The organism is Streptomyces sp. NPDC048484 (genome assembly GCF_040651415.1).
Lineage (GTDB): Bacteria > Actinomycetota > Actinomycetes > Streptomycetales > Streptomycetaceae > Streptomyces.
Genome location: NZ_JBEZJY010000010.1, coordinates 1 through 19497 on the forward strand (window position 1 = coordinate 1; position 19497 = coordinate 19497).

At 67.7% G+C, this 19497-nt stretch carries 18 protein-coding genes; 9 read left to right on the plus strand and 9 right to left on the minus strand.

The window, feature by feature from the left end:
• The 3 genes from AB0D14_RS12155 to dnaA all read right to left on the minus strand — a co-directional run.
• On the minus strand, positions 1–350 hold a 350-nt coding region (locus AB0D14_RS12155), incomplete at its 3' end, for an NAD(P)-binding domain-containing protein (RefSeq protein ID WP_362777445.1).
• Between the two features lie 129 nt (positions 351–479).
• Entirely contained in the window at positions 480–1610 is a 1131-nt protein-coding gene (gene dnaN, locus AB0D14_RS12160) for a DNA polymerase III subunit beta (protein WP_362777448.1), read from the minus strand.
• Between the two features lie 1011 nt (positions 1611–2621).
• Positions 2622–4490, minus strand: a complete 1869-nt coding sequence (gene dnaA / locus AB0D14_RS12165) for a chromosomal replication initiator protein DnaA (protein ID WP_362777449.1) — start codon at positions 4488–4490, stop codon at positions 2622–2624.
• A 417-nt stretch (positions 4491–4907) separates the two neighbouring features.
• Between dnaA and rpmH the strand changes: the two genes are divergently transcribed.
• The 9 genes from rpmH to AB0D14_RS12210 all read left to right on the plus strand — a co-directional run bounded on the left by rpmH (position 4908) and on the right by AB0D14_RS12210 (position 12012).
• Positions 4908–5045: a 50S ribosomal protein L34 gene (gene rpmH / locus AB0D14_RS12170; protein ID WP_055512249.1), complete on the plus strand. Its 138-nt coding sequence runs from the start codon at positions 4908–4910 to the stop codon at positions 5043–5045.
• A 19-nt stretch (positions 5046–5064) separates the two neighbouring features.
• Positions 5065–5436 carry a ribonuclease P protein component gene (gene rnpA, locus AB0D14_RS12175; RefSeq protein ID WP_362777450.1) on the plus strand — a complete coding sequence of 124 codons (372 nt, stop codon included), beginning with the start codon at positions 5065–5067 and terminating at the stop codon, positions 5434–5436.
• Entirely contained in the window at positions 5433–5798 is a 366-nt protein-coding gene (yidD, locus tag AB0D14_RS12180; protein ID WP_362777452.1) for a membrane protein insertion efficiency factor YidD, read from the plus strand. Before rnpA ends, yidD begins: the two co-directional genes overlap by 4 nt.
• A 3-nt stretch (positions 5799–5801) precedes the next feature.
• A complete protein-coding gene (gene yidC / locus AB0D14_RS12185) occupies positions 5802–7088 on the plus strand; it encodes a membrane protein insertase YidC (protein ID WP_362777454.1) in 1287 nt (428 codons plus the stop codon).
• Positions 7089–7103: 15 nt separating this feature from the next.
• A complete protein-coding gene (locus AB0D14_RS12190) occupies positions 7104–7616 on the plus strand; it encodes a R3H domain-containing nucleic acid-binding protein (RefSeq protein ID WP_362777456.1) in 513 nt (170 codons plus the stop codon).
• A 153-nt stretch (positions 7617–7769) separates the two neighbouring features.
• Complete coding sequence (gene rsmG / locus AB0D14_RS12195; RefSeq protein WP_362777457.1) at positions 7770–8486, plus strand: 16S rRNA (guanine(527)-N(7))-methyltransferase RsmG; 717 nt, start codon at positions 7770–7772, stop codon at positions 8484–8486.
• A gap of 409 nt (positions 8487–8895) precedes the next feature.
• A complete protein-coding gene (locus AB0D14_RS12200) occupies positions 8896–9969 on the plus strand; it encodes an AAA family ATPase (RefSeq protein ID WP_362777845.1) in 1074 nt (357 codons plus the stop codon).
• The gene (locus AB0D14_RS12205; RefSeq protein WP_362777460.1) at positions 9966–11069 is read left to right on the plus strand and encodes a ParB/RepB/Spo0J family partition protein; all 1104 of its coding nucleotides are present in this window, start codon (positions 9966–9968) and stop codon (positions 11067–11069) included. The genes AB0D14_RS12200 and AB0D14_RS12205 overlap by 4 nt, the downstream gene beginning before the upstream one ends.
• A gap of 325 nt (positions 11070–11394) precedes the next feature.
• Positions 11395–12012 (plus strand): GNAT family N-acetyltransferase, encoded by a 618-nt coding sequence (locus tag AB0D14_RS12210; protein ID WP_362777461.1) that lies wholly within the window; start codon positions 11395–11397, stop codon positions 12010–12012.
• Positions 12013–12152: 140 nt separating this feature from the next.
• Here AB0D14_RS12210 and trxA read toward each other — a convergent pair whose 3' ends face one another.
• The 6 genes from trxA to murJ form a co-directional block, all read right to left on the minus strand.
• A complete protein-coding gene (gene trxA / locus AB0D14_RS12215; protein ID WP_362777463.1) occupies positions 12153–12485 on the minus strand; it encodes a thioredoxin in 333 nt (110 codons plus the stop codon).
• 42 nt (positions 12486–12527) lie between these two features.
• A complete protein-coding gene (gene trxB / locus AB0D14_RS12220) occupies positions 12528–13496 on the minus strand; it encodes a thioredoxin-disulfide reductase (RefSeq protein ID WP_362777464.1) in 969 nt (322 codons plus the stop codon).
• Positions 13497–13689: 193 nt separating this feature from the next.
• Entirely contained in the window at positions 13690–14667 is a 978-nt protein-coding gene (locus tag AB0D14_RS12225; protein ID WP_362777466.1) for a hypothetical protein, read from the minus strand.
• Positions 14664–15374 (minus strand): RNA polymerase sigma factor SigM, encoded by a 711-nt coding sequence (gene sigM / locus AB0D14_RS12230; RefSeq protein WP_362777468.1) that lies wholly within the window; start codon positions 15372–15374, stop codon positions 14664–14666. Before sigM ends, AB0D14_RS12225 begins: the two co-directional genes overlap by 4 nt.
• Before the next feature lie 26 nt (positions 15375–15400).
• On the minus strand, positions 15401–17125 hold the full coding sequence (locus AB0D14_RS12235; RefSeq protein ID WP_362777470.1) for a protein kinase family protein: 1725 nt from the start codon (positions 17123–17125) through the stop codon (positions 15401–15403).
• Positions 17126–17243: 118 nt separating this feature from the next.
• Positions 17244–19469 carry a murein biosynthesis integral membrane protein MurJ gene (gene murJ, locus AB0D14_RS12240; RefSeq protein ID WP_362777471.1) on the minus strand — a complete coding sequence of 742 codons (2226 nt, stop codon included), beginning with the start codon at positions 19467–19469 and terminating at the stop codon, positions 17244–17246.
• Between the last annotated feature and the right edge of the window lie 28 nt (positions 19470–19497).

Genomic DNA, 19497 nt, shown 5'->3' on the forward strand with positions numbered 1-19497 from the left:
CCCCAGACGCCGCCGGAGACGCCGGCGTCCACGAAGCCGATGCCCTTGGCCGCCAGCTCCCCTGCGTGCTTCTCGTCGTCCGTCCAGCGCGAGTTGCCGCCGTCCACGACGACGTCACCGGCGTCCAGCAGATCCCCGAGTTCGTCGATGACACCCTGGGTGGGACCCCCCGCCGGGACCATCACCCACACCACACGCGGACCCTTGAGCCTGCCCACAAGCTCCTTGAGGCTGTGGACGTCGGCGAGGTCCGGGTTGCGGTCGTATCCGGTGACGGTGTGGCCCGCGCGGCGGATGCGCTCGCGCATGTTGCCGCCCATCTTGCCGAGGCCGACGAGACCGAGCTCCATCAGGTTGTTCCTTCACTAGCGACGTGGCAGGAGGGCACTTTCGTACCGGTGTCCGAGCCTAAACCCGGACTCTCCTGCACACCTGTGGGCATAGCCGCTCAGACGTACGCCCTCACCTGCGGCTCTTCGTCAGCCGCTGAGCCGCACCGGCATGATCAGGTACTTGTAGGCCTCGTCCGCCTCGGCGTCCAGGGCGGGCCTGCCGCTGAGGAGCGCCGGCTTCGTGGACGTCGTGAAGGAGAGCTGCGCGACCGGGGAGTCGATGGCGCTCAGTCCGTCGAGCAGGAAGGTCGGGTTGAAGGCGATCGAGACGTCGTCGCCGTCCAGCTGGGCGTCGACCCTTTCCACAGCCTGTGCGTCGTCGCTGGAGCCGGCCTCAAGGATCAGCACGCCCTGCTCGAAGCTCAGTCGCACCGGAGTGTTCCGCTCGGCGACCAGAGCCACACGCTTGACGGCCTCCACGAAGGGGGCGGTCTCGATGACGGCGATCGAGTTGAACTCCGTCGGGAACAGCGAGCGGTACTTCGGGAGGTCGCCCTCCAGCAGACGCGTGGTCGTACGCCGGCCGGCTCCCTCGAAGCCGATCAGGCCCTCGCCGGCGCCGGAGCCGGACAGTGCCAGGATCACGCTGTCGCCGCTCGTGAGGGCCTTGGCGGTGTCCAGGAGCGTCTTGGCGGGCACCAGGGCGACGGCGGACGCCTCCGGGTTCTCCGGCTTCCACAGGAACTCGCGGACCGCGAAGCGGTAGCGGTCGGTCGAGGCGAGGGTGACCGTGTCGCCCTCGATCTCGATACGCACACCGGTGAGGACGGGCAGCGTGTCGTCACGGCCCGCCGCGATGGCCACCTGGGCCGCGGCGGAGGCGAAGACCTCACCGGGGACGGTGCCGGTCGCGGACGGCATCTGCGGCAGCGCCGGGTACTCCTCCACCGGCAGGGTGTGGAGGGTGAAGCGGGAGGAGCCGCAGACCACGGTCGCCCGTACACCGTCTGTGGAAATCTCCACCGGGCGGTTGGGGAGGGCGCGGCAGATGTCGGCGAGCAGGCGGCCGGAGACGAGCACCGTGCCTTCCTCGTCGATCTCCGCGTCCACCGAGACGCGTGCCGAGACCTCGTAGTCGAAGCTGGAGAGGCTCAGCGCACCCTCCTCGGCCCTCAGAAGGAGGCCGGCGAGCACAGGCGCCGGTGGACGGGCCGGGAGGCTGCGTGCCGCCCAGGCCACTGCCTCCGCGAGTACGTCGCGTTCCACCCGGATCTTCACCGTTGCCGCCTCCGTCTGTTGCCGGCGCTCTCGCCCTGCTTGGCCTTCGTCGTCTGACTCGGCGTTGCTCAGCCCACCGATGGGCCGGACGCCGGGGACCAGTCTGACGCACCGCACTGACAGTCGGTGCCCCTCGGGGTCAAGTCGTTCCGAGCGGCACCTGGGGCGCCGACCGAGAGTTGTGCACAGCCCCGACTTCGAAACGGTTGCCAGGCTCTCTCTAGTTGGTAGTAGTAGTAGGGGCTGTGGATACCGTGGATAACCTCGTTTTCGCAGGTCAGAGCCGGTTTTTTGTCCACCGGCCCTGTGGGTGGAGGCGGTGGATAACAGGCGCCTTCTGTGGACGGGGAAAAGTTCTGCACACTCGATGCACAGGGAGGGGGTAGTTCTCCCCAGCTCCGTCCCCAGGTTTGCCCACGTTCCCCACAGGCCGCCCCGGCACCTTCGTGTGACGCCTTTCACTCGACACGGTGAGAACGCGCGTCGCGTTGCCGAACAGTGGACAGCGATGTGGAGAAGCTGACGATCACTGGGGACAACTGGCTCTAGCCTGTGGGTCGCCGGTGGAGAACTTCCTGCACAGCCTGTGGATCATTTTCTTGTCCACAGCCTGTGGACAACGTTTGTCCACGAATCCACAGGCGACTGAGCTGGGCTGATGCTCCTTCAGCGGCAGCCCCTGTGGACACGATCTGGACAACTTCTCGATCCCCAGGATGTGGACGGGAGAAAGTCACCGAATCTGTGGAGGACGGCCGTAACCAGGCGCCTATTCGAACAGCCGATAGCTGTCGGGTAACGGCGGAACGGCTCCAGGCACGGTCCGGGAGGGGTCTGCGAGGGTCCCTGAGAGCCCGGGAAGGGCGCTGGGTCTCCGGATTGCGGTCCTCAGGACGGGTACGAGCGGTCCTCAGGACGCGTACGGGAGCGGCTGAGGACGGTGCCGGAACGGTGAAAGGCGCCCTCGGGAACGAGTCCCGGGGCGCCGTCGGCGACGTACCGCCGTGGGTGTCAGCCGTTCTTGATGCGGTTCGTGAGTTCGGTGACCTGGTTGTAGATCGAGCGGCGCTCGGCCATCAGCGCGCGGATCTTGCGGTCGGCGTGCATGACGGTCGTATGGTCGCGGCCGCCGAACTGCGCGCCGATCTTCGGCAGGGAGAGGTCCGTGAGCTCGCGGCAGAGGTACATGGCGATCTGGCGGGCCGTGACCAGGACCCGGCTGCGCGAGGAGCCGCACAGGTCGTCCACCGTGAGGCCGAAGTAGTCGGCGGTGGCCGCCATGATGGCCGGCGCGGTGATCTCCGGGGACGAGTCCTCGCCGCCCGGGATCAGGTCCTTGAGGACGATCTCCGTCAGACCGAGGTCCACCGGCTGCCGGTTGAGCGACGCGAACGCCGTCACCCGGATCAGCGCGCCCTCCAGCTCGCGGATGTTGCGCGAGATGCGGGACGCGATGAACTCCAGCACCTCCGGCGGGGCGTTCAGCTGCTCCTGCACCGCCTTCTTACGGAGGATGGCGATACGGGTCTCCAGCTCGGGCGGCTGGACATCAGTGATGAGTCCCCACTCGAAACGGTTTCGCAGCCGGTCCTCCAGCGTCACCAGCTGCTTGGGCGGCCGGTCACTGGAGAGCACGATCTGCTTGTTCGCGTTGTGGAGCGTGTTGAAGGTGTGGAAGAACTCCTCCTGCGTCGACTCCTTGTCCGCCAGGAACTGGATGTCGTCGACGAGCAGGATGTCCATCTCGCGGTACCGCTTGCGGAAGCTGTCGCCCTTGCCGTCACGGATTGAGTTGATGAACTCGTTGGTGAACTCCTCGGAGCTCACGTACCGCACCCGGGTGCCCGGGTAGAGGCTGCGCGCGTAGTGCCCGATCGCGTGCAGCAGGTGCGTCTTGCCGAGACCGGACTCCCCGTAGATGAACAAGGGGTTGTACGCCTTGGCCGGCGCTTCGGCGACGGCGACCGCGGCCGCGTGCGCGAAACGGTTCGAGGCACCGATGACGAAGGTGTCGAAGAGGTATTTCGGATTGAGTCGCGCGGTGGGCTCGCCGGGGCCCGTCGCGGGCGCCGGCTGCGCGGCCAGTGGGCCCGGTGCGCCACTGGAGGCGGGCAGCGACGAGCCGACGGGACCGCCGCGGTGGACATGCCCCATACCGGACGGAGACGGCGGCTCATGCCGCTCACGGCGGTCCGGGCGCTGGTCGTAGTCGGAGCGCGGCTGGTCGTAGTCGGACCGCTGCTCGTACGGTGAGCGGCCCGGCTGCTGCCGGTAGTCCCGCGGCGGGGACGCGTAGGGATCACGGTCCGGGAAGCCCAGCCGCTGCTGCTGCCATCCGTAGTCGTCCTGAGAGGGCCGCGGCCAGGCGCCGGGGTCGGGCCGCTGGTAGTCGGGGTATGCGGGGCGGGCCGTCGGGAGCTGGTCCTCGTGGGAGGGCGGCTGCTGGTCCGGGCGGCCCTGGGGGTGGTCGTCCATACGGGCGTCCGCGCGGTGGCGGCCGTATCCCCGGTAGCCGTCGCGGCCCTGCGAGGACGGGTGCTCGGGCTCCTCATAACGCGGCTGGGACTGCTGGGCGGGCGGGGCCGGGGGTGTGGGGGACTCCCCGACCGAGTCGTCGACGGTGATCGCGATACGGATCGGGCGGCCGCACTCGCGGCTCAGGGTTTCGCTGACGACCGGCGCCAGGCGCCCTTCCAGGACGCCCTTCGCAAACTCGTTCGGGACCGCGAGCAGCGCGGTGTCCGCCACGAGCGCCAGCGGCTGGCAGCGCTTGATCCAGTGCTCGTCCTTCGTCTCGACGCCCTGCCCGCGGCCCTCGCCGAGAAGTTGCTCCAATACTCGTGGCCACACTGCGGCAAGATCGGCAGGTACGTCAGCCACAGGGCACGCTCTCTCACGGGTCCCACGAAGGTGTGATTCCTGGGACGGATCGGGTTGTAACTCGCTGGGCGAGGTGGACGAAGCAGCTGGAGCGGCCGGAACGAATGAGATGGAGCGGAGAGAAGGGAACGAACCGGAGTCCGGCCACGGTAGTCAGGGCGACCCATGCGGTTCAAGTTGTTGTCCCCAGCCTGTGGACAGTGTCTCCTGCGTAACGCTGGTTTGACCGGACGGCGCAGCCGCGCGTACCGTAACCAGGTCGAGTTGTCGATGGCTGCTGCCGCCTGCCTCCGATGGGCACAGATCGCGAACAGTGATCGGGAAGCGGTGCACTCGGGCGTAAGCGAGCTACTCGTGGGCGCACGGTGACAGCCAAGACGGCACCCCGCAACTACCGATTCTTTCTGGAGCCCCCGAGTGAGCAAGCGCACCTTCCAGCCGAACAACCGTCGTCGTGCCAAGACCCACGGCTTCCGCCTGCGGATGCGCACCCGCGCCGGCCGCGCGATTCTCGCGAACCGCCGTGTCAAGGGTCGCTCCAGCCTGTCCGCCTGATCACTTAACAGGCCATGACGTGCTGCCTACCGAGCATCGGCTGAGGCGGCGCGAGGACTTCGCGACCGCGGTACGCCGAGGACGCCGGGCCGGACGCCCGCTTCTTGTCGTCCATCTACGTGGCGGTGTAACGGACCCGCACGCGCCTGGGGAGAGCGCTCCCCCGACGCGTGCGGGTTTCGTTGTCAGCAAAGCCGTGGGCGGAGCCGTCGTGCGCAACAAGGTGAAGCGTCGGCTTCGCCATCTGATGCGTGAGCGAGTGGCTCTGCTGACCCCCGGTAGCCTGGTAGTCGTACGAGCGCTGCCCGGTGCGGGTGACGCCGACCATGCCCAGCTGGCCCGAGACCTGGATGCCGCCCTGGAGCGGCTACTGGGAGGGGGCGCGCGATGAAGTACCCGCTGCTGGCTCTTATCAAGCTGTACCAGTGGACGATCAGCCCGTTGCTCGGGCCGGTGTGCAAGTACTACCCGTCGTGCTCCCGCTACGGGTACCAGGCCATCGACCGTCATGGTGCGATCAAGGGAACGGCACTCACCGCCTGGCGCATCCTGCGGTGCAATCCGTGGTCGCTGGGCGGTGTGGACCATGTCCCGCCGCGCAAGCGTCCGCGGTGGCACGAAATGCCGCGTAACGCCTGGCGTGCACGCAAGGGCGGGAACTCCGCCGCCGAACCGGCCACCGAGGGGCACGGTATGTCCAACCATCCCTCGAGCCCGGCCGCCGAGACTCCGTCCCATGCTCAAGGAGCCTGATTAGTGGACACGATTGCCGGCATTTTCAGCTTCATCACGACACCCGTTTCCTGGGTCATCGTCCAGTTCCACTCGGTGTACGGCGGCATCTTCGGCCCTGACACGGGCTGGGCCTGGGGCTTGTCCATCGTGTCCCTGGTGATTTTGATCCGTATCTGCCTGATCCCGCTCTTCGTGAAGCAGATCAAGGCCACTCGGGCGATGCAGACGCTCCAGCCTGAGATGAAGAAGATCCAGGAGCGCTACAAGAACGACAAGCAGCGTCAGTCCGAAGAGATGATGAAGCTGTACAAGGAGACGGGCACCAACCCGCTCTCCTCGTGCCTTCCCATCCTGGCGCAGTCCCCGTTCTTCTTCGCCCTGTACCACGTGCTCAACAGCATCGCGTCGAACGACACCATCGGCGTGATCAACAACCGGCTGCTGGAGAGCGCGCAGAAGGCGCACATCTTCGGGGCTCCGCTGGCCGCGAAGTTCACGGACAGCGACTCCAAGGTCCAGGCCCTGGGCTCGACGATCACCGATGTGCGTGTCGTCACGGCGATCATGATCGTCCTGATGTCGTTCTCGCAGTTCTACACACAGCGTCAGCTGATGACGAAGAACGTCGACACGACGGTGAAGACGCCGTTCATGCAGCAGCAGAAGATGCTGATGTACGTCTTCCCGATCATGTTCGCCGTCTTCGGTATCAACTTCCCCGTCGGTGTCCTCGTCTACTGGCTGACCACCAACGTGTGGACCATGGGCCAGCAGATGTACGTCATCCACAACAACCCGACTCCGGGTTCCAAGGCTCAGGCCTCGTACCTTGAGCGCCTGCACAAGCGCGTCACGCAGCACGGCAAGACGCGCGGCCGTGGGGAGAAGGCCATCGTCAAGGCCATCGTCGCCAAGGGCCGCGACCGCAACGACTTCGAACGCAAGTTCATCAACGGCCTGACCAAGGCGGGCCTGGCGGCGCAGGCCGACGGCAACGTGGTGACCAGCGAGGCTTCGACCGTGGTCGAGACCGAGGACGGCACCCCGGCGACGGGTGGCGCTCCCAAGCGCCAGCAGCCCAAGCGCCAGAGCAAGTCCCAGCGGCAGTCCGGCCCGGTCCAGAGCGGTGCCAAGGCCGCGGACGAGTCCGCGCCGAAGACCTCCCTCAGCAAGTCCGACGAACCGCAGGACTCCAAGCCCGGCCCCAAGCCGGCAGGCGGCAAGTCCGCGTCCGGTGGCACCCGCAGCAAGGCCCAGTCCGGACAGCGCAAGGGCCCGCAGCGGCCCAAGTCCCCGTCCAAGAAGTAAGAAGGAGTCCATCCCGTGACGGAAGGCACCACCACCGCTGCCCCTGAGGGTGGCGACACCCTGACCCGCCTGGAGCAGGAGGGCGAGATCGCGGCCGACTACCTTGAGGGTCTGCTGGACATCGCCGACCTCGACGGCGACATCGACATGGATGTCGAGGCCGACCGTGCGGCTGTCTCGATCATCAGTGATTCCAACAGCCGCGACCTGCAGAAGCTGGTCGGCCGTGACGGCGAGGTGCTGGAGGCGCTCCAGGAACTCACCCGCCTGGCCGTGCACCGGGAGACCGGGGACCGCAGCCGGCTGATGCTGGACATCGCGGGCTATCGCGCCAAGAAGCGTGAGGAGCTCTCCGAGCTGGGCGCGAAGACAGCGGCCGAGGTCAGGAGCTCCGGCGAGCCGGTGAAGATGCAGGCGATGACCCCCTTCGAGCGCAAGGTGGTCCACGACGCCGTCAAGGCTGCCGGCCTGCGCAGCGAGTCCGAGGGTGAGGAGCCGCAGCGCTTCGTCGTTGTGCTCCCCGCCTGATCCAGTGCCGCGGCACTGACACGTCGTACTCCCGGCCCCGTCTGTGTTCGCAGGCGGGGCCGAACTTTGTCAGCCTGATAGTTCTGAAAAGTTCCTGATAGTCCTTGTAGTCAGCGCGTAGTGCGCTCAAGCAGTACGGAAGGACGGTTCCCCGTGACGGAGGCAGCGGAGCTCCCCCCTGCGCCCGAGCAGGCTCGGGCGGTATTCGGTGATCGCTTCGCGGACGCGGTTCGTTACGCGGAGTTGCTGGCCGACGCGGGAGTTCAACGCGGTCTGATCGGTCCCCGTGAAGTGCCCCGACTGTGGGAAAGGCATCTGCTGAACTGTGCCGTGCTATCGGAAGTGGTCCCCGAGGGTGTGACGGTGTGTGACGTGGGGTCCGGTGCCGGGCTACCCGGCATCCCCCTGGCGCTCGTCCGCCCGGACCTCAAGATCACGCTGCTTGAGCCGCTGCTGCGGCGCACGAACTTCCTCACCGAGGTGGTCGAGCTGCTCGGGCTCGACCATGTCACCGTCGTCCGCGGGCGGGCTGAGGAGGTCCTCGGCACGCTGCAGCCGGTCCACGTGGTGACGGCCCGGGCGGTGGCTCCGCTGGATCGCCTCGCGGCTTGGGGTGTGCCGCTACTGCGCCCGTACGGAGAAATGCTGCTCCTCAAGGGCGACACCGCGGAGGAAGAGGTCAAGAGCGCTGGGGCCGCCCTGAGTAAGCTCGGAGCCGTGGACACCACTGTGCTGCACGTCGGTGAGGGTGCTGTGGATCCGCTGGCCACCGTGGTGCGTGTAGAGGTCGGGGAGAGCCCCGGGGGCGTGCGTTTCGCGGCCAAACGGGCGAAGGCGGCGCGGGCGGGAAGAGTCAGAAGGCGCCGCTGACGGCTGTCCGGCAGTGGCGACCGGTCGCAGGTGCGTGCTGTCGGGGTGGTGGGTTCGTTCCGTGAGTACGTGTTGTCGGATTGCGGACTCGCTGACTGATCCGTCCTGACGACGGGACGTACTCCACACAAGCTGCCCCACCTATGCGTGCCGGAGTGTCGCGCGGTGTCGGCCCCGCGTGCTGTGCATCGTGTTTCACGTGAAACGTCGCTCACTGCTGCACGGCATCATCGGTCGTAGCCACGCCGCGGCCGAACCCCGCGACCGTAACCCCCTGGGATCCCTTGGATCTTTCAGGAAAGGGTCCTCTCCTGGCGCCAGCGCGCCCCCCGGAGAGGGTACGGAGTTGTCCACAGAGGTGGATTTCTCCACAGAAGCACGGGCCTCGCTGGTTCACGACCCCGAAGGCATGGGAGGCTCTGTTCATTGCGAGCCTGAAGTCGAGGAGAGTGAATCCTTGCGGTCCGACGCCAACATCGCGGGACCGATGACCGATCCGGTCCCCGGTCCCCGAGCCGAGTCGATCGGGGACGATGTTTCACGTGAAACACCGCCCCCGATGGACGACACTCCCATCGGTCGTGCTGCCCAACTTGCTGTGGAGGCTCTAGGTCGAGCGGGCGAGAGCCTGCCACGGCCTGAGCAGACCCGCGTGATGGTGGTTGCCAACCAGAAGGGCGGGGTCGGTAAGACCACGACCACGGTCAACCTTGCTGCCTCACTTGCGCTACACGGCGGCCGTGTCCTGGTGATCGATCTGGATCCCCAGGGCAATGCCTCCACTGCGCTGGGCATAGACCATCACGCCGAGGTTCCTTCGATCTACGACGTGCTGATCGACAGCAGGCCACTCTCCGAGGTCGTTCAGCCAGTCCCCGATGTCGAGGGCCTCTTCTGTGCGCCTGCCACGATCGATCTCGCCGGCGCGGAGATCGAGCTGGTGTCCCTGGTGGCACGTGAGAGCCGCCTGGAACGGGCGATCCAGGCGTACGAGCAGCCGCTGGACTACATCCTCATCGACTGCCCGCCCTCTCTGGGCCTGCTGACGGTCAACGCGCTCGTCGCGGGCGCCGAGGTCCTCATCCCGATCCAGTGCGAGTATTACGCCCTGGAGGGCTTGGGCCAACTGCTGCGCAACGTCGACCTCGTGCGGGGGCACCTCAACCGCGACCTGCACGTGTCGACGATCCTGCTCACCATGTACGACGGCAGGACGCGCCTCGCATCTCAGGTAGCCGACGAGGTACGCAGCCACTTCGGCGAGGAGGTGCTACGGACGAGCATTCCGCGCTCGGTCCGTATCTCCGAAGCCCCCAGCTACGGGCAGACGGTGCTGACCTACGACCCGGGGTCGAGTGGCGCCCTCTCGTATCTTGAGGCGGCGCGAGAGATCGCATTGCGCGGAGCAGGCGTGGCCTACGACGCGCAGCACGCCCACATGGGCGCACACAACGAACAGAGCATCGTGGAGGGGATCCAGTGAGCGAGCGACGGAGGGGGTTGGGCCGTGGTCTCGGCGCACTGATCCCTGCTGCACCGACAGGGGAAAAGGCAGTGCCGCCGGCGATGGGTGGAGCATCCACGTCGCCGGGAGCCGTACCGGTGCTCACCGCGGAGCGCGGGGTGGCTGCGGCCAAGGTGGCCGCACTTCCGCCTGCCTCTGTTTCACCTGAAACGGAAGAGTCGCCGACGAGCGTGTTCGGGGAGGCTCCGGCGGCACCTGTGGGTGCATACTTCGCCGAGCTGCCTCTCGACTTCATCACGCCGAACCCACGCCAGCCCCGAGAGGTGTTCGACGACGACGCTCTCGCAGAACTGGTCACCTCCATCAAGGAGGTCGGGCTTCTTCAGCCGGTCGTCGTACGGCAGGCGGGACCGTCACGCTACGAGCTCATCATGGGCGAGCGGCGCTGGAGGGCCTGCCGCGAGGCGGGGCTTGAGGCCATCCCGGCGATCGTGCGAGCCACGGACGACGAGAAACTTCTTCTGGACGCCCTCCTGGAGAACCTGCACCGAGCTCAGCTGAATCCCTTGGAAGAGGCTGCCGCCTACGATCAGCTGCTCCAGGACTTCAACTGCACGCACGATCAACTGGCGGATCGGATCGGCCGGTCACGTCCTCAGGTCTCCAACACTCTGCGTCTGCTGAAGCTCTCGCCGTCGGTTCAGCGTCGAGTCGCCGCCGGGGTTCTTTCCGCCGGACATGCGCGGGCTCTGCTCTCTGTCGCGGATTCGGAGGAGCAGGACCGACTGGCTCATCGGATCGTGGCCGAGGGGCTCTCGGTGCGGGCTGTCGAGGAGATTGTTACGCTCATGGGTTCTCGGCCGCAGTCGGCTCCGCGTTCCAAGGGGCCGCGGGCCGGCGCTCTCGTCTCTCCGGCGCTGAGTGATCTTGCGACCCGTCTCTCGGATCGTTTCGAGACCCGGGTGAAGGTCGACCTCGGCCAGAAGAAGGGCAAGATCACCGTCGAATTCGCCTCGATGGAGGACCTTGAGCGGATCCTCGGGTCGCTCGCACCGGGTGAGGGGCCCGTTCTGCAGAAGAGTCTGCTGGACGACGACTCCGAGGACACGGAGTCCTGAGTTTGGGTCGGCGGGTCGATTCCGACCGGCCGACCAGCGGAGCGGGCCGTGTCCGGTGTGTACCGGAACACGGCCCGCTCTTTGCTTTCTGGCGGTATCGATGGAATCGCTTCGTCGATACGATGCGATCGGGTAAGGCTCATTCACCTGCCAGCACCTTCTGTGGGAAGGCGGAGGCCATGCGAACGGTGAGCCGCACCGGACTGGTGAGCGCGGGGCTTGGGATCGGGGCGGTCGGCGGGTTCGTCGGCAGCCTGCTCAGGGAACGGAGCGCTCTGACAGCCGCCCGCGACGCCGCGGGCGAAGGAAGTGAGGAACTGCCTTCATGGGGCGCCGGCTCGTACCGCTCACGCTGGACAACCTTCAGGACCTTCCCGAGCGCTGTCGCGCGTGTGTCTTCTGGGAGTTGGACCCAGTCAGCGGCCAGGCCGCGGTAAAGGCAGGAACCCCCGACCTGGAGAAGGAAGCATGGATCTCCGCCGTCCTGCTGGAGTGGGGATCATGCGGCCGGGTTGTCTATGTGGACGACGTACCGGTGGGCTTCGTGCTGTACGCACCGCCCGCCTACGTACCGCGCTCGACGGCATTCCCCACGAGCCCCGTCTCGCCTGATGCGATCCAGCTGATGACGGCCTTCATCCTGCCGGACTTCCAGGGCCAGGGGCTCGGGCGTGTGATGGTCCAGACGGTTGCCAAGGATCTGCTGCGGCGGGGCTTCAAGGCCATCGAGGCCTTCGGGGACGCCCGGTGGAAGGAGCCGGCCTGCGTCCTGCCTGCCGACCACCTGCTGGCCGTGGGTTTCAAGACCGTTCGGCCACACCCGACGTACCCACGGATGCGCCTGGAGCTACGGACGACGCTCTCCTGGAAGGAAGACGTGGAGTTGGCGCTCGACCGGTTGTTGGGGGCCGTACAGAAGGAACCAGCTCTGCGTCCGTTGTAGGGCTCGTCGCGCGGTCCGGTGGAGAAGACTGGCTGTTCGATCGTCGGCCCGGCCTGACATATGGATGGGCCGACCCGCTTGGGTCGGCCCATCCATGTTTCACGTGAAACATCGTCGCCTGCGGGCGACGGCTTGCTGAACTACTCGGTGATGAAGTCCTCGAGGTCGCGCACGATCGCGGCCTTCGGCTTGGCACCCACGATGGTCTTGGCGACCTCGCCACCCTGGTAGACGTTCAGGGTCGGGATGGACATGACGCCGTACTTGGCGGCCGTACCCGGGTTCTCGTCGATGTTGAGCTTGACGACCTCGATCTTGTCGCCGTACTCGGCGGCGATGGCCTCGAGAGACGGCGCGATCTGGCGGCACGGACCGCACCAGGCGGCCCAGAAGTCCACCAGTACGGGCTTGTCGCTCTTGAGGACGTCCTCCTCGAAAGAGTCGTCGGTCACGTGCTTCAGGGTGCCGGCCACAGCGGGCTCCTTAACTGGTTGGTGCGGTGGGGCGGATGGGGGTCAGACAGCGGTCTTCTCGGGCTCCGCAGCTTCGCCGTCCGCGAGTCCGGCGAGGAAGCGCTCGGCATCGAGAGCAGCGGAGCAGCCGGTGCCGGCCGCGGTGATCGCCTGGCGGTAGGTGTGGTCGACGACATCGCCGGCGCCGAAGACACCCGTCAGGTTCGTCCGGGTCGAGGGCGCCTCAACCTCGAGGTACCCCTCTCCGTCCAGGTTGAGCTGGCCCTTGAAGAGCTCTGTGCGCGGGTCATGGCCGATCGCGATGAACAGCCCGGTGACGGGGAGTTCGGACGTCTCGCCGGTCTTGAGGTTGCGCAGCGTCAGACCGGAGAGCTTCTGCTCGCCCTGGATCTCGGCGACCTCGCTGTCCCAGACGAACTTGATCTTCGGGTCGGCGAAGGCACGCTCCTGCATCGCCTTGGAGGCGCGCAGCGTTTCGCGCCGGTGGACGATGGTCACGGACTTGGCGAACCGGGAGAGGAAGGTGGCCTCCTCCATAGCGGTGTCGCCGCCGCCGATCACGGCAATGTCCTGGTCCTTGAAGAAGAAGCCGTCACAGGTCGCGCACCAGGAGACGCCGCGTCCGGAGAGGACATCCTCCTTCGGCAGCCCCAGCTTGCGGTGCTGGGAGCCGGTGGTGACGATGACAGCCTTCGCCCGGTGCACGGTGCCCGCGGTGTCCGTGACGGTCTTGATCTCACCGCTGAGGTCGACCGAGACGATGTCGTCCGGAATCAGCTCCGCACCGAAGCGCTCGGCCTGCGCCCGCATGTTGTCCATGAGCTCAGGGCCCATGACGCCGTCCTGGAAGCCGGGGAAGTTCTCCACCTCGGTCGTGTTCATGAGGGCGCCGCCCGCGGTGACGGCGCCCTCGAACACAAGAGGCTTGAGCGACGCGCGCGCGGTGTAGAGCGCCGCCGTGTAGCCGGCGGGCCCGGAGCCGATGATGATCACGTTACGGACGTCGCTCACGGATTGATTCCTCGTCTCTGGGGACTGCTACGTACGACCGGGGGAGCTTCTCTCGGAACTCTCACCCCACCCAACGGATCCTAAGGGGCGCGCATTCCCACTGTGTCCAGGCACACGAAGACGAGTCGCCACAGGGGGTCCCATGGTCGGTGCGCAGTGTGCTGAATGTGGCCCGTGGCGGAGCCGAGCGTGCTCAGTCCAGCGGGTAGGAGTGCTCCAGCAGAACCCTGCCGGCGGTGATCGACGGCTTGTCCACACAGGCGGAGTCGACGACGTATGCCGTGACCCGGGTGGTGTCGGTGGCGGCGGGCAGCACCACGAGATACGCCTCCGTGCCCTTGTAGGAGCCTTCCTTGGAGGCGAGCGGAGCCGCGTTGCGGCCGATCCCCTGCTGGATGCAGCTGGGGATCGAGTCCGTGGGTGTGTTCAGGACCTTCGGGCCATCGGCGGACGCGGTGCCCTGGGGGCGGGAGCTGCGAGGGCCGCTGTCCTTCTTCTCCGCCTTGGCGAGAAGGTCCTCGACCTGGCTGTCCAGCTTCTCGCCGGCGAAGGTGTTCGCGGAGTCGCTCTGCGTCGGGTTTGCCGACGCGGGGTCCTTGTCCGAGCTGTCGCTCACCATCGACTGGATGAACAGACCGCCCAGCCCCAGTGCGGCGGCCGTGAACATGGCGCCCAGGACGACGGTCCTGCGGCGCCCCCGGCGTGGACGGTTCGTGCGTCCTGGTCCGGTGGCCCCCCGAGGGCGTCCTGCGGGGCGATCCGTCACGGTCGATGTTTCACGTGAAACATGTCCGCTGTCGTCGCTGTCGTCGCTGTCGTCGCTGCCGTCGCTGCCGCCCTCGCGCTCGTCGTCGGACATCGAGTGCGAGGCACTGATGGACGACAGGGCGCCTGCTTCCGCGGCGGCGGGTGCCGTGGCATTCAGGAGGGCCTCGGCTGCGAGAGCGGCGTCGATGCGTCCCGCTACGTCATCAGGCATGCGGGGCGGACCCGGCAGCGTGCCGAGCATGCCGCGGATCTCTTCCAATGAGTCGTACACGTCTGCGCAGAGCGTGCAGCCGTCCAGGTGGCGACGCACATCCGTCGACCGGGATGAGGGGAGCAGACCTTCGGTGAGGTCGGAGATCTCCGTGACTTCCGGGTGCCCGGCCGTGTCGGTCGTGGATGTCACGCTCGCCCACCTCCGCCCTTCACAGCAGCTGAATCGCTTGGTCCGTCATGTGGTCCTGCTGCGGGTGGGACGGATGTCCCCTGCGTACGGTTCCTTCCCCCACTCGACTTCTTACTCGCTCTGTCGCTCCCGCTGTCCGTACGCAGATGTTTGAGCAGGGGGAGCAGTCTGGCTCTGCCACGCGCACAGCGGCTCTTGACCGTACCGGTCGGCACATCGAGCAGGCTGGCGGCCTCCGCCACGGGGTAGCCCTGCATGTCCACCAGGACGAGCGCGGCCCGCTGGTCGGTGGGCAGGGTGCCCAGCGCCTCCAGCAGCTCACGGTGCAGATCGTTGCGCTCGGCCGGGGCCGAGGCGGACTCGTGCGGCTCCAGGAGCTGCTCAAGGCGTTCGGTGTCGTCCACGGGGGAGGTCTTCCTGGAGGCCGCCTTGCGGGCACGGTCCAGACAGGCGTTCACCGTGATCCGGTGCAGCCAGGTTGTGACGGCCGACTGGCCGCGGAAGGTGTGGGCGGCCCGGTAGGCGGAGACGAGGGCGTCCTGGACGGCGTCAGCGGCTTCCTCGCGGTCGCCCAGCGTCCGCAGGGCCACCGCCCAGAGCCGGTCACGGTGACGCCGCACGAGCTCGCCGAAGGCGTCAGGGTCGCCCTCGACATGACGGGCGAGGAGGTCCTGATCGCCTACTTCGCTGTAGACGTCGTCCGCCATCGAACCCCCTCCCCCTCTGTGACTGCTCAGCCGGTGAACTTCACGTCGGTGATCGCCTGCTTGTAGCCGGCGCCGCTGAACTGATCGCCGGACGCGTTCGGCACCGCCGTGATCCAGACCAGAACGTACCGGGTCTTCACCGTTTTCTTGGCGGAGATCTTCAGGTCCGTGGTGCTGGTCTTGCCCGACGCGATCTTCTTCATGGAACTGAGAGACGCGGATGATGACAGTGAGTCGGCCGCGTACAGCGTGGCCGTCGTGTGGTCGCCCGCGTAGTACAGCCCTATCGACGCCGCCGACACCTCGTGCTCGGAGCCGAGGTCGTAGACGATGCCGACGCCGTCCTTGAAGGGCGCCAGTTCAGGACCGCCCCTGTAGGAGTACGTCCTCCAGTACGTGGAACTGTCCTTGTCGTACGTCAGGCCCGCGTCGTTGGCGTGCTGGGGCTTTCCGTCCGGGTAGTACTCCTCGGCGCCCCGGATCGTGATCGGCTTGGCCGGCTTCGCCTCGGCGCCGTTCTTGTCGTTCTCGTCCGTCGTCCGGGTGTTACCCGTCTCATCGGATTTCTCGTGATCCATGAGCGCGTCCGCGAGCTGCCAGCTGCCGAGGCCCAGCGCGGCGATCAGCAGCGCGGACACAGCCCACTTGAGGGCCTTGCCGGTGCGGGTCTGCAGCGGGGGCAGCGGCGCAGGCAACACCTGGGTGGCGCCCGGGTGAGGGGCGGGGCGGCCGTAGCTGCCCTGTTGGTACGTCGTGCGCTGGTACTCCGGCGGAGGCGTGAAGGCAGGCTCCGGCGGCTTGATGCGCGGCATCTCGCCGACGGCCTTCACCAGTTCCTCCGGCGTGGTGCACGCAGGCTCCTGGCGGGACGCGGTCGCACCGTCGTTGACGAGCGCGCGCATCGCGAGCTCGGACAGGCCGCGGTGCACGCCTGCCCGTACCTGGTCGGGCGGGATGAGACCGACGCCCTTGGGCAGCCCGGACAGTCCGTACGCGTCGTCCTCGTAAGGCCAGCGCTGGGTGAGCGCCGCGTACAGCAGCGCGCCGATCGCTTCCGTGTCCGTGCGCTGCGGGGTGTCCGACGTGATGCCGCGGAGCGCGGCGTTCACGGCGAGGCCCCGGATACGCCACTGGCCGGACGAGGTGCGCAGCACGGCGCCCGGGGTCAGCTTCAGATGAGCCAGCCCCTCGCGATGCGCGGCGGCCATCGCCTGGGAGACCTGGCTGACCATCTGGTACGCCTCGTGCACCTCCAGCGGTCCGGCGGCCAGAAGCGTTGTCAGATCCGTGGCGTCCGGCAGCCATTCGTGCACCACATAGACGAGGTCGTTCTCCTCGACCGCGTCCAGGACCTGGACGAACCGGGGATCACCCAGCAGGGCGGACGAACGGGCCGCCGCCAGGACGGAGCGCGCTCGCGGATGGTCGGCGGGCAGCAGGTGCACACCGACGGCACGACGGAGCTTCTCGTCCACCGCACGCCAACTGCTGAAACCGTCCAGACGAGTGACACACTCCTCCAGGCGGTAGCGTCTGGCGAGTTTGTGACCACTGTGCAGCTCGGGCGGTGATGTCCTGCCGGGGCTCTCGTTCGCCCCGCTCCCGTGTGCCTCTTCGCTCTCCGAGCTGTCCGTGTCCCGCTCCCGGTTCTGGGCCACCCCGTCGGCCGTGGACTGGTCCGCCTTCGCGGTCAGCGGCTCGTCGCCGCTGTTGTCTGCCACGTCGACGGCAGCTGTGCTCCGTTCTGCCACCGTCGCTCCTGCCTCCCCATCCGTTGCACGTCGTCCGACGCCAAAGCCAATTGTGCCCACAGTCCGTCCCTCTGCACGACACGCGGTCGCGGGCGATGGTTGTGCGCCTACCCCGCACTCAGCGCCCAAGGCGCCCGCGGACCATGCCGACCATTCCGTTCAGTTCCTCGATACGCATCCGCCGCGCCGCGACGAAGAAGACACCGAGCAGTACGACACCACCGCCGAGCAGGGAGGCGAGCGAGCCGCCGACGCCCTGTCCCAGTGTGTGGCCGATTCCGTAGCAGGCCGCGCCGCTGAGCAGCGCGGCCGGTACCGTCGCGATCGCGAGCCGCGCGTAGGTGCGCAGGACGCGGCCGCCGTCCAGGTCGCCGCCCAGCCGCTTGCTCAGCCGGCTCCACGCGACCCCGACACCGATCGCATAGGCGAGACCGTACGAGGCGGCCATGCCCGCGACCGCCCAGCGGGGCGGAAGCAGGAGGAAGCAGAGCGCGGAGGCACTGGCGTTGACCACGGCCACGATGACCGTGTTGTAGAAGGGGGTGCGGGTGTCTTCGTACGCGTAGAAGGCCCGCAGCACGACGTACTGCACGGAGTACGGGATCAGGCCGAGGCCGAAGGCCATCAGCATGTAGCCCATGTTCGTCGCCTCGCTGGTTCCGGAGGCACCGAACATCAGCGTGCACATCGGGACGCCGAGTGCGACGAAGCCGAAGGAGATCGGCACGATCGCCACGGCCGTCGTGCGCAGGCCCTGCGAGATGTCGTCGCGGACCGCTCCGGTGTCGCCCTCGTGGGCCGAGCGCGCGAGCCGTGGCAACAGGGCGGCCATCAGGGAGACCGTGATGATGGCCTGCGGGAGGCCCCAGATGAGCTGCGCGTTGGCGTAGGCGGCGAAGCCGGTGCCCTTGACCGGGGAGTCCTTGCCCGCTGCGGTGGACAACTGGGTCACGACGATCGCGCCGGCCTGGTTGGCGAGGACGAAGAGCACGGTCCACTTGGCGAGCATCGCCGCCTTGCCGAGTCCGTGGCCCTTCCAGTCGAAGCGCAGCCGCAGCCGGAAGCCGGTCTCACGCAGGTACGGGATCATCGCGATGGCCTGGACGACGAGGCCGAGCAGGACGCCGATGCCGAGCAGTCGCTCGCCCTCCGGCGGGATGGTCGAAGCCTCCATGTGGGAGCTGCCCGAGGTGCCGTACACCCAGATGAACAGTCCGAGCGTCACGATGATGACGACGTTGTTGAGGACCGGGGTCCACATCATCGCGCCGAACTTGCCGCGCGCGTTGAGGATCTGGCCCATCACCACGTGAATGCCCATGAAGAAGATCGTGGGCAGGAAGTAGCGGGCGAAGGTGACGGCGACGCCGTTGGCCGCCTCATCGCCCGCGACCCTCGTCGACAGCGCGCGGACCAGAAGCGGCGCGGCGAGTACTGCGAGCGCGGTGAGCACGCCGAGAACCACGATGACGAGGGTCAGCAGCCGGTTGGCGTATGCCTCACCCCCGTCCTCGTCTTCCTTCATGGCACGCACCAGCTGCGGTACGAAGACGGAGTTCAGGCCGCCGCCGACGGTCAGGATGTAGATCATCGTCGGCAGCTGGTACGCGACCTGGAAGGTGTCACCGAGGAGGCCGACGCCCAGAGCCGCGACGATCAGGGCGGAGCGGATGAAGCCGGTGAGGCGGGAGACCATGGTCCCGGCCGCCATCACCGCGCTCGACTTCAGCAGACCCGACGCGCGGCCTCCGGGCTTCTTCGCGGCGGCGGCCGGCGGCGCGGACGCGGGTGCCGAAGGGGCTGCGGCGCCCGGAGCCGGTTCCGCTGCCGGAGAGGGCACGACGGGCGGCCCGGCAGGAGGCTGGACGCCACCCTGCTGCTGGTCCCTGAAGAGGTGAGCGAACGCGTCCGGTTCTTGGCGCTCCTGGCCGGCCTGGGTCACCAGGTCGTCCACACCCACGAACTGCGTCGTACGGGGGTCGTCCCCGTACGGCAGGTACTGAGTGGGGCCCTCCGGCTCGGGCGCCGGGGTCTGTGCCCACACACGGGGGTCGGGGGCGTACGGAGACTGGGGTGGCTGGGAGTAGAGCGGCGGCTGCGGCTGGTAGGTGCCGGGCGGCGGTGGGGGATGCGCGGCGCGGTCGTAGAGGGCCTCGGTGACAGGGTCCTGGGCGGACAGATCCTGTGCTCGGTAGGGATCCTGGGCGTAGGCGTCCTGGAAGTACACCTCGGCTGCGGGCTGCGGAGGCACCTCGCCAGGTTCCGGCGGGCCCTGCGGCGGGCCGTCGGGGTAGCCGGAGCCCCCCGCGCCCTGACCGCGGTCACCGTCGTACGGCGCGTTCATGGTTACCCCACCTCATCGTCCCCGGGCC

Bases quoted from the DNA above. Each gene is read 5' to 3' on its own strand.
- yidD (WP_362777452.1), top strand. From the start codon at position 5,433: ATGAAGTACCCGCTGCTGGCTCTTATCAAGCTGTACCAGTGGACGATC.
- murJ (WP_362777471.1), bottom strand. From the start codon at position 19,469: ATGAACGCGCCGTACGACGGTGACCGCGGTCAGGGCGCGGGGGGCTCC.
- AB0D14_RS12210 (WP_362777461.1), top strand. From the start codon at position 11,395: ATGGGGCGCCGGCTCGTACCGCTCACGCTGGACAACCTTCAGGACCTT.
- sigM (WP_362777468.1), bottom strand. From the start codon at position 15,374: ATGGCGGACGACGTCTACAGCGAAGTAGGCGATCAGGACCTCCTCGCC.
- AB0D14_RS12200 (WP_362777845.1), top strand. From the start codon at position 8,896: ATGGGAGGCTCTGTTCATTGCGAGCCTGAAGTCGAGGAGAGTGAATCC.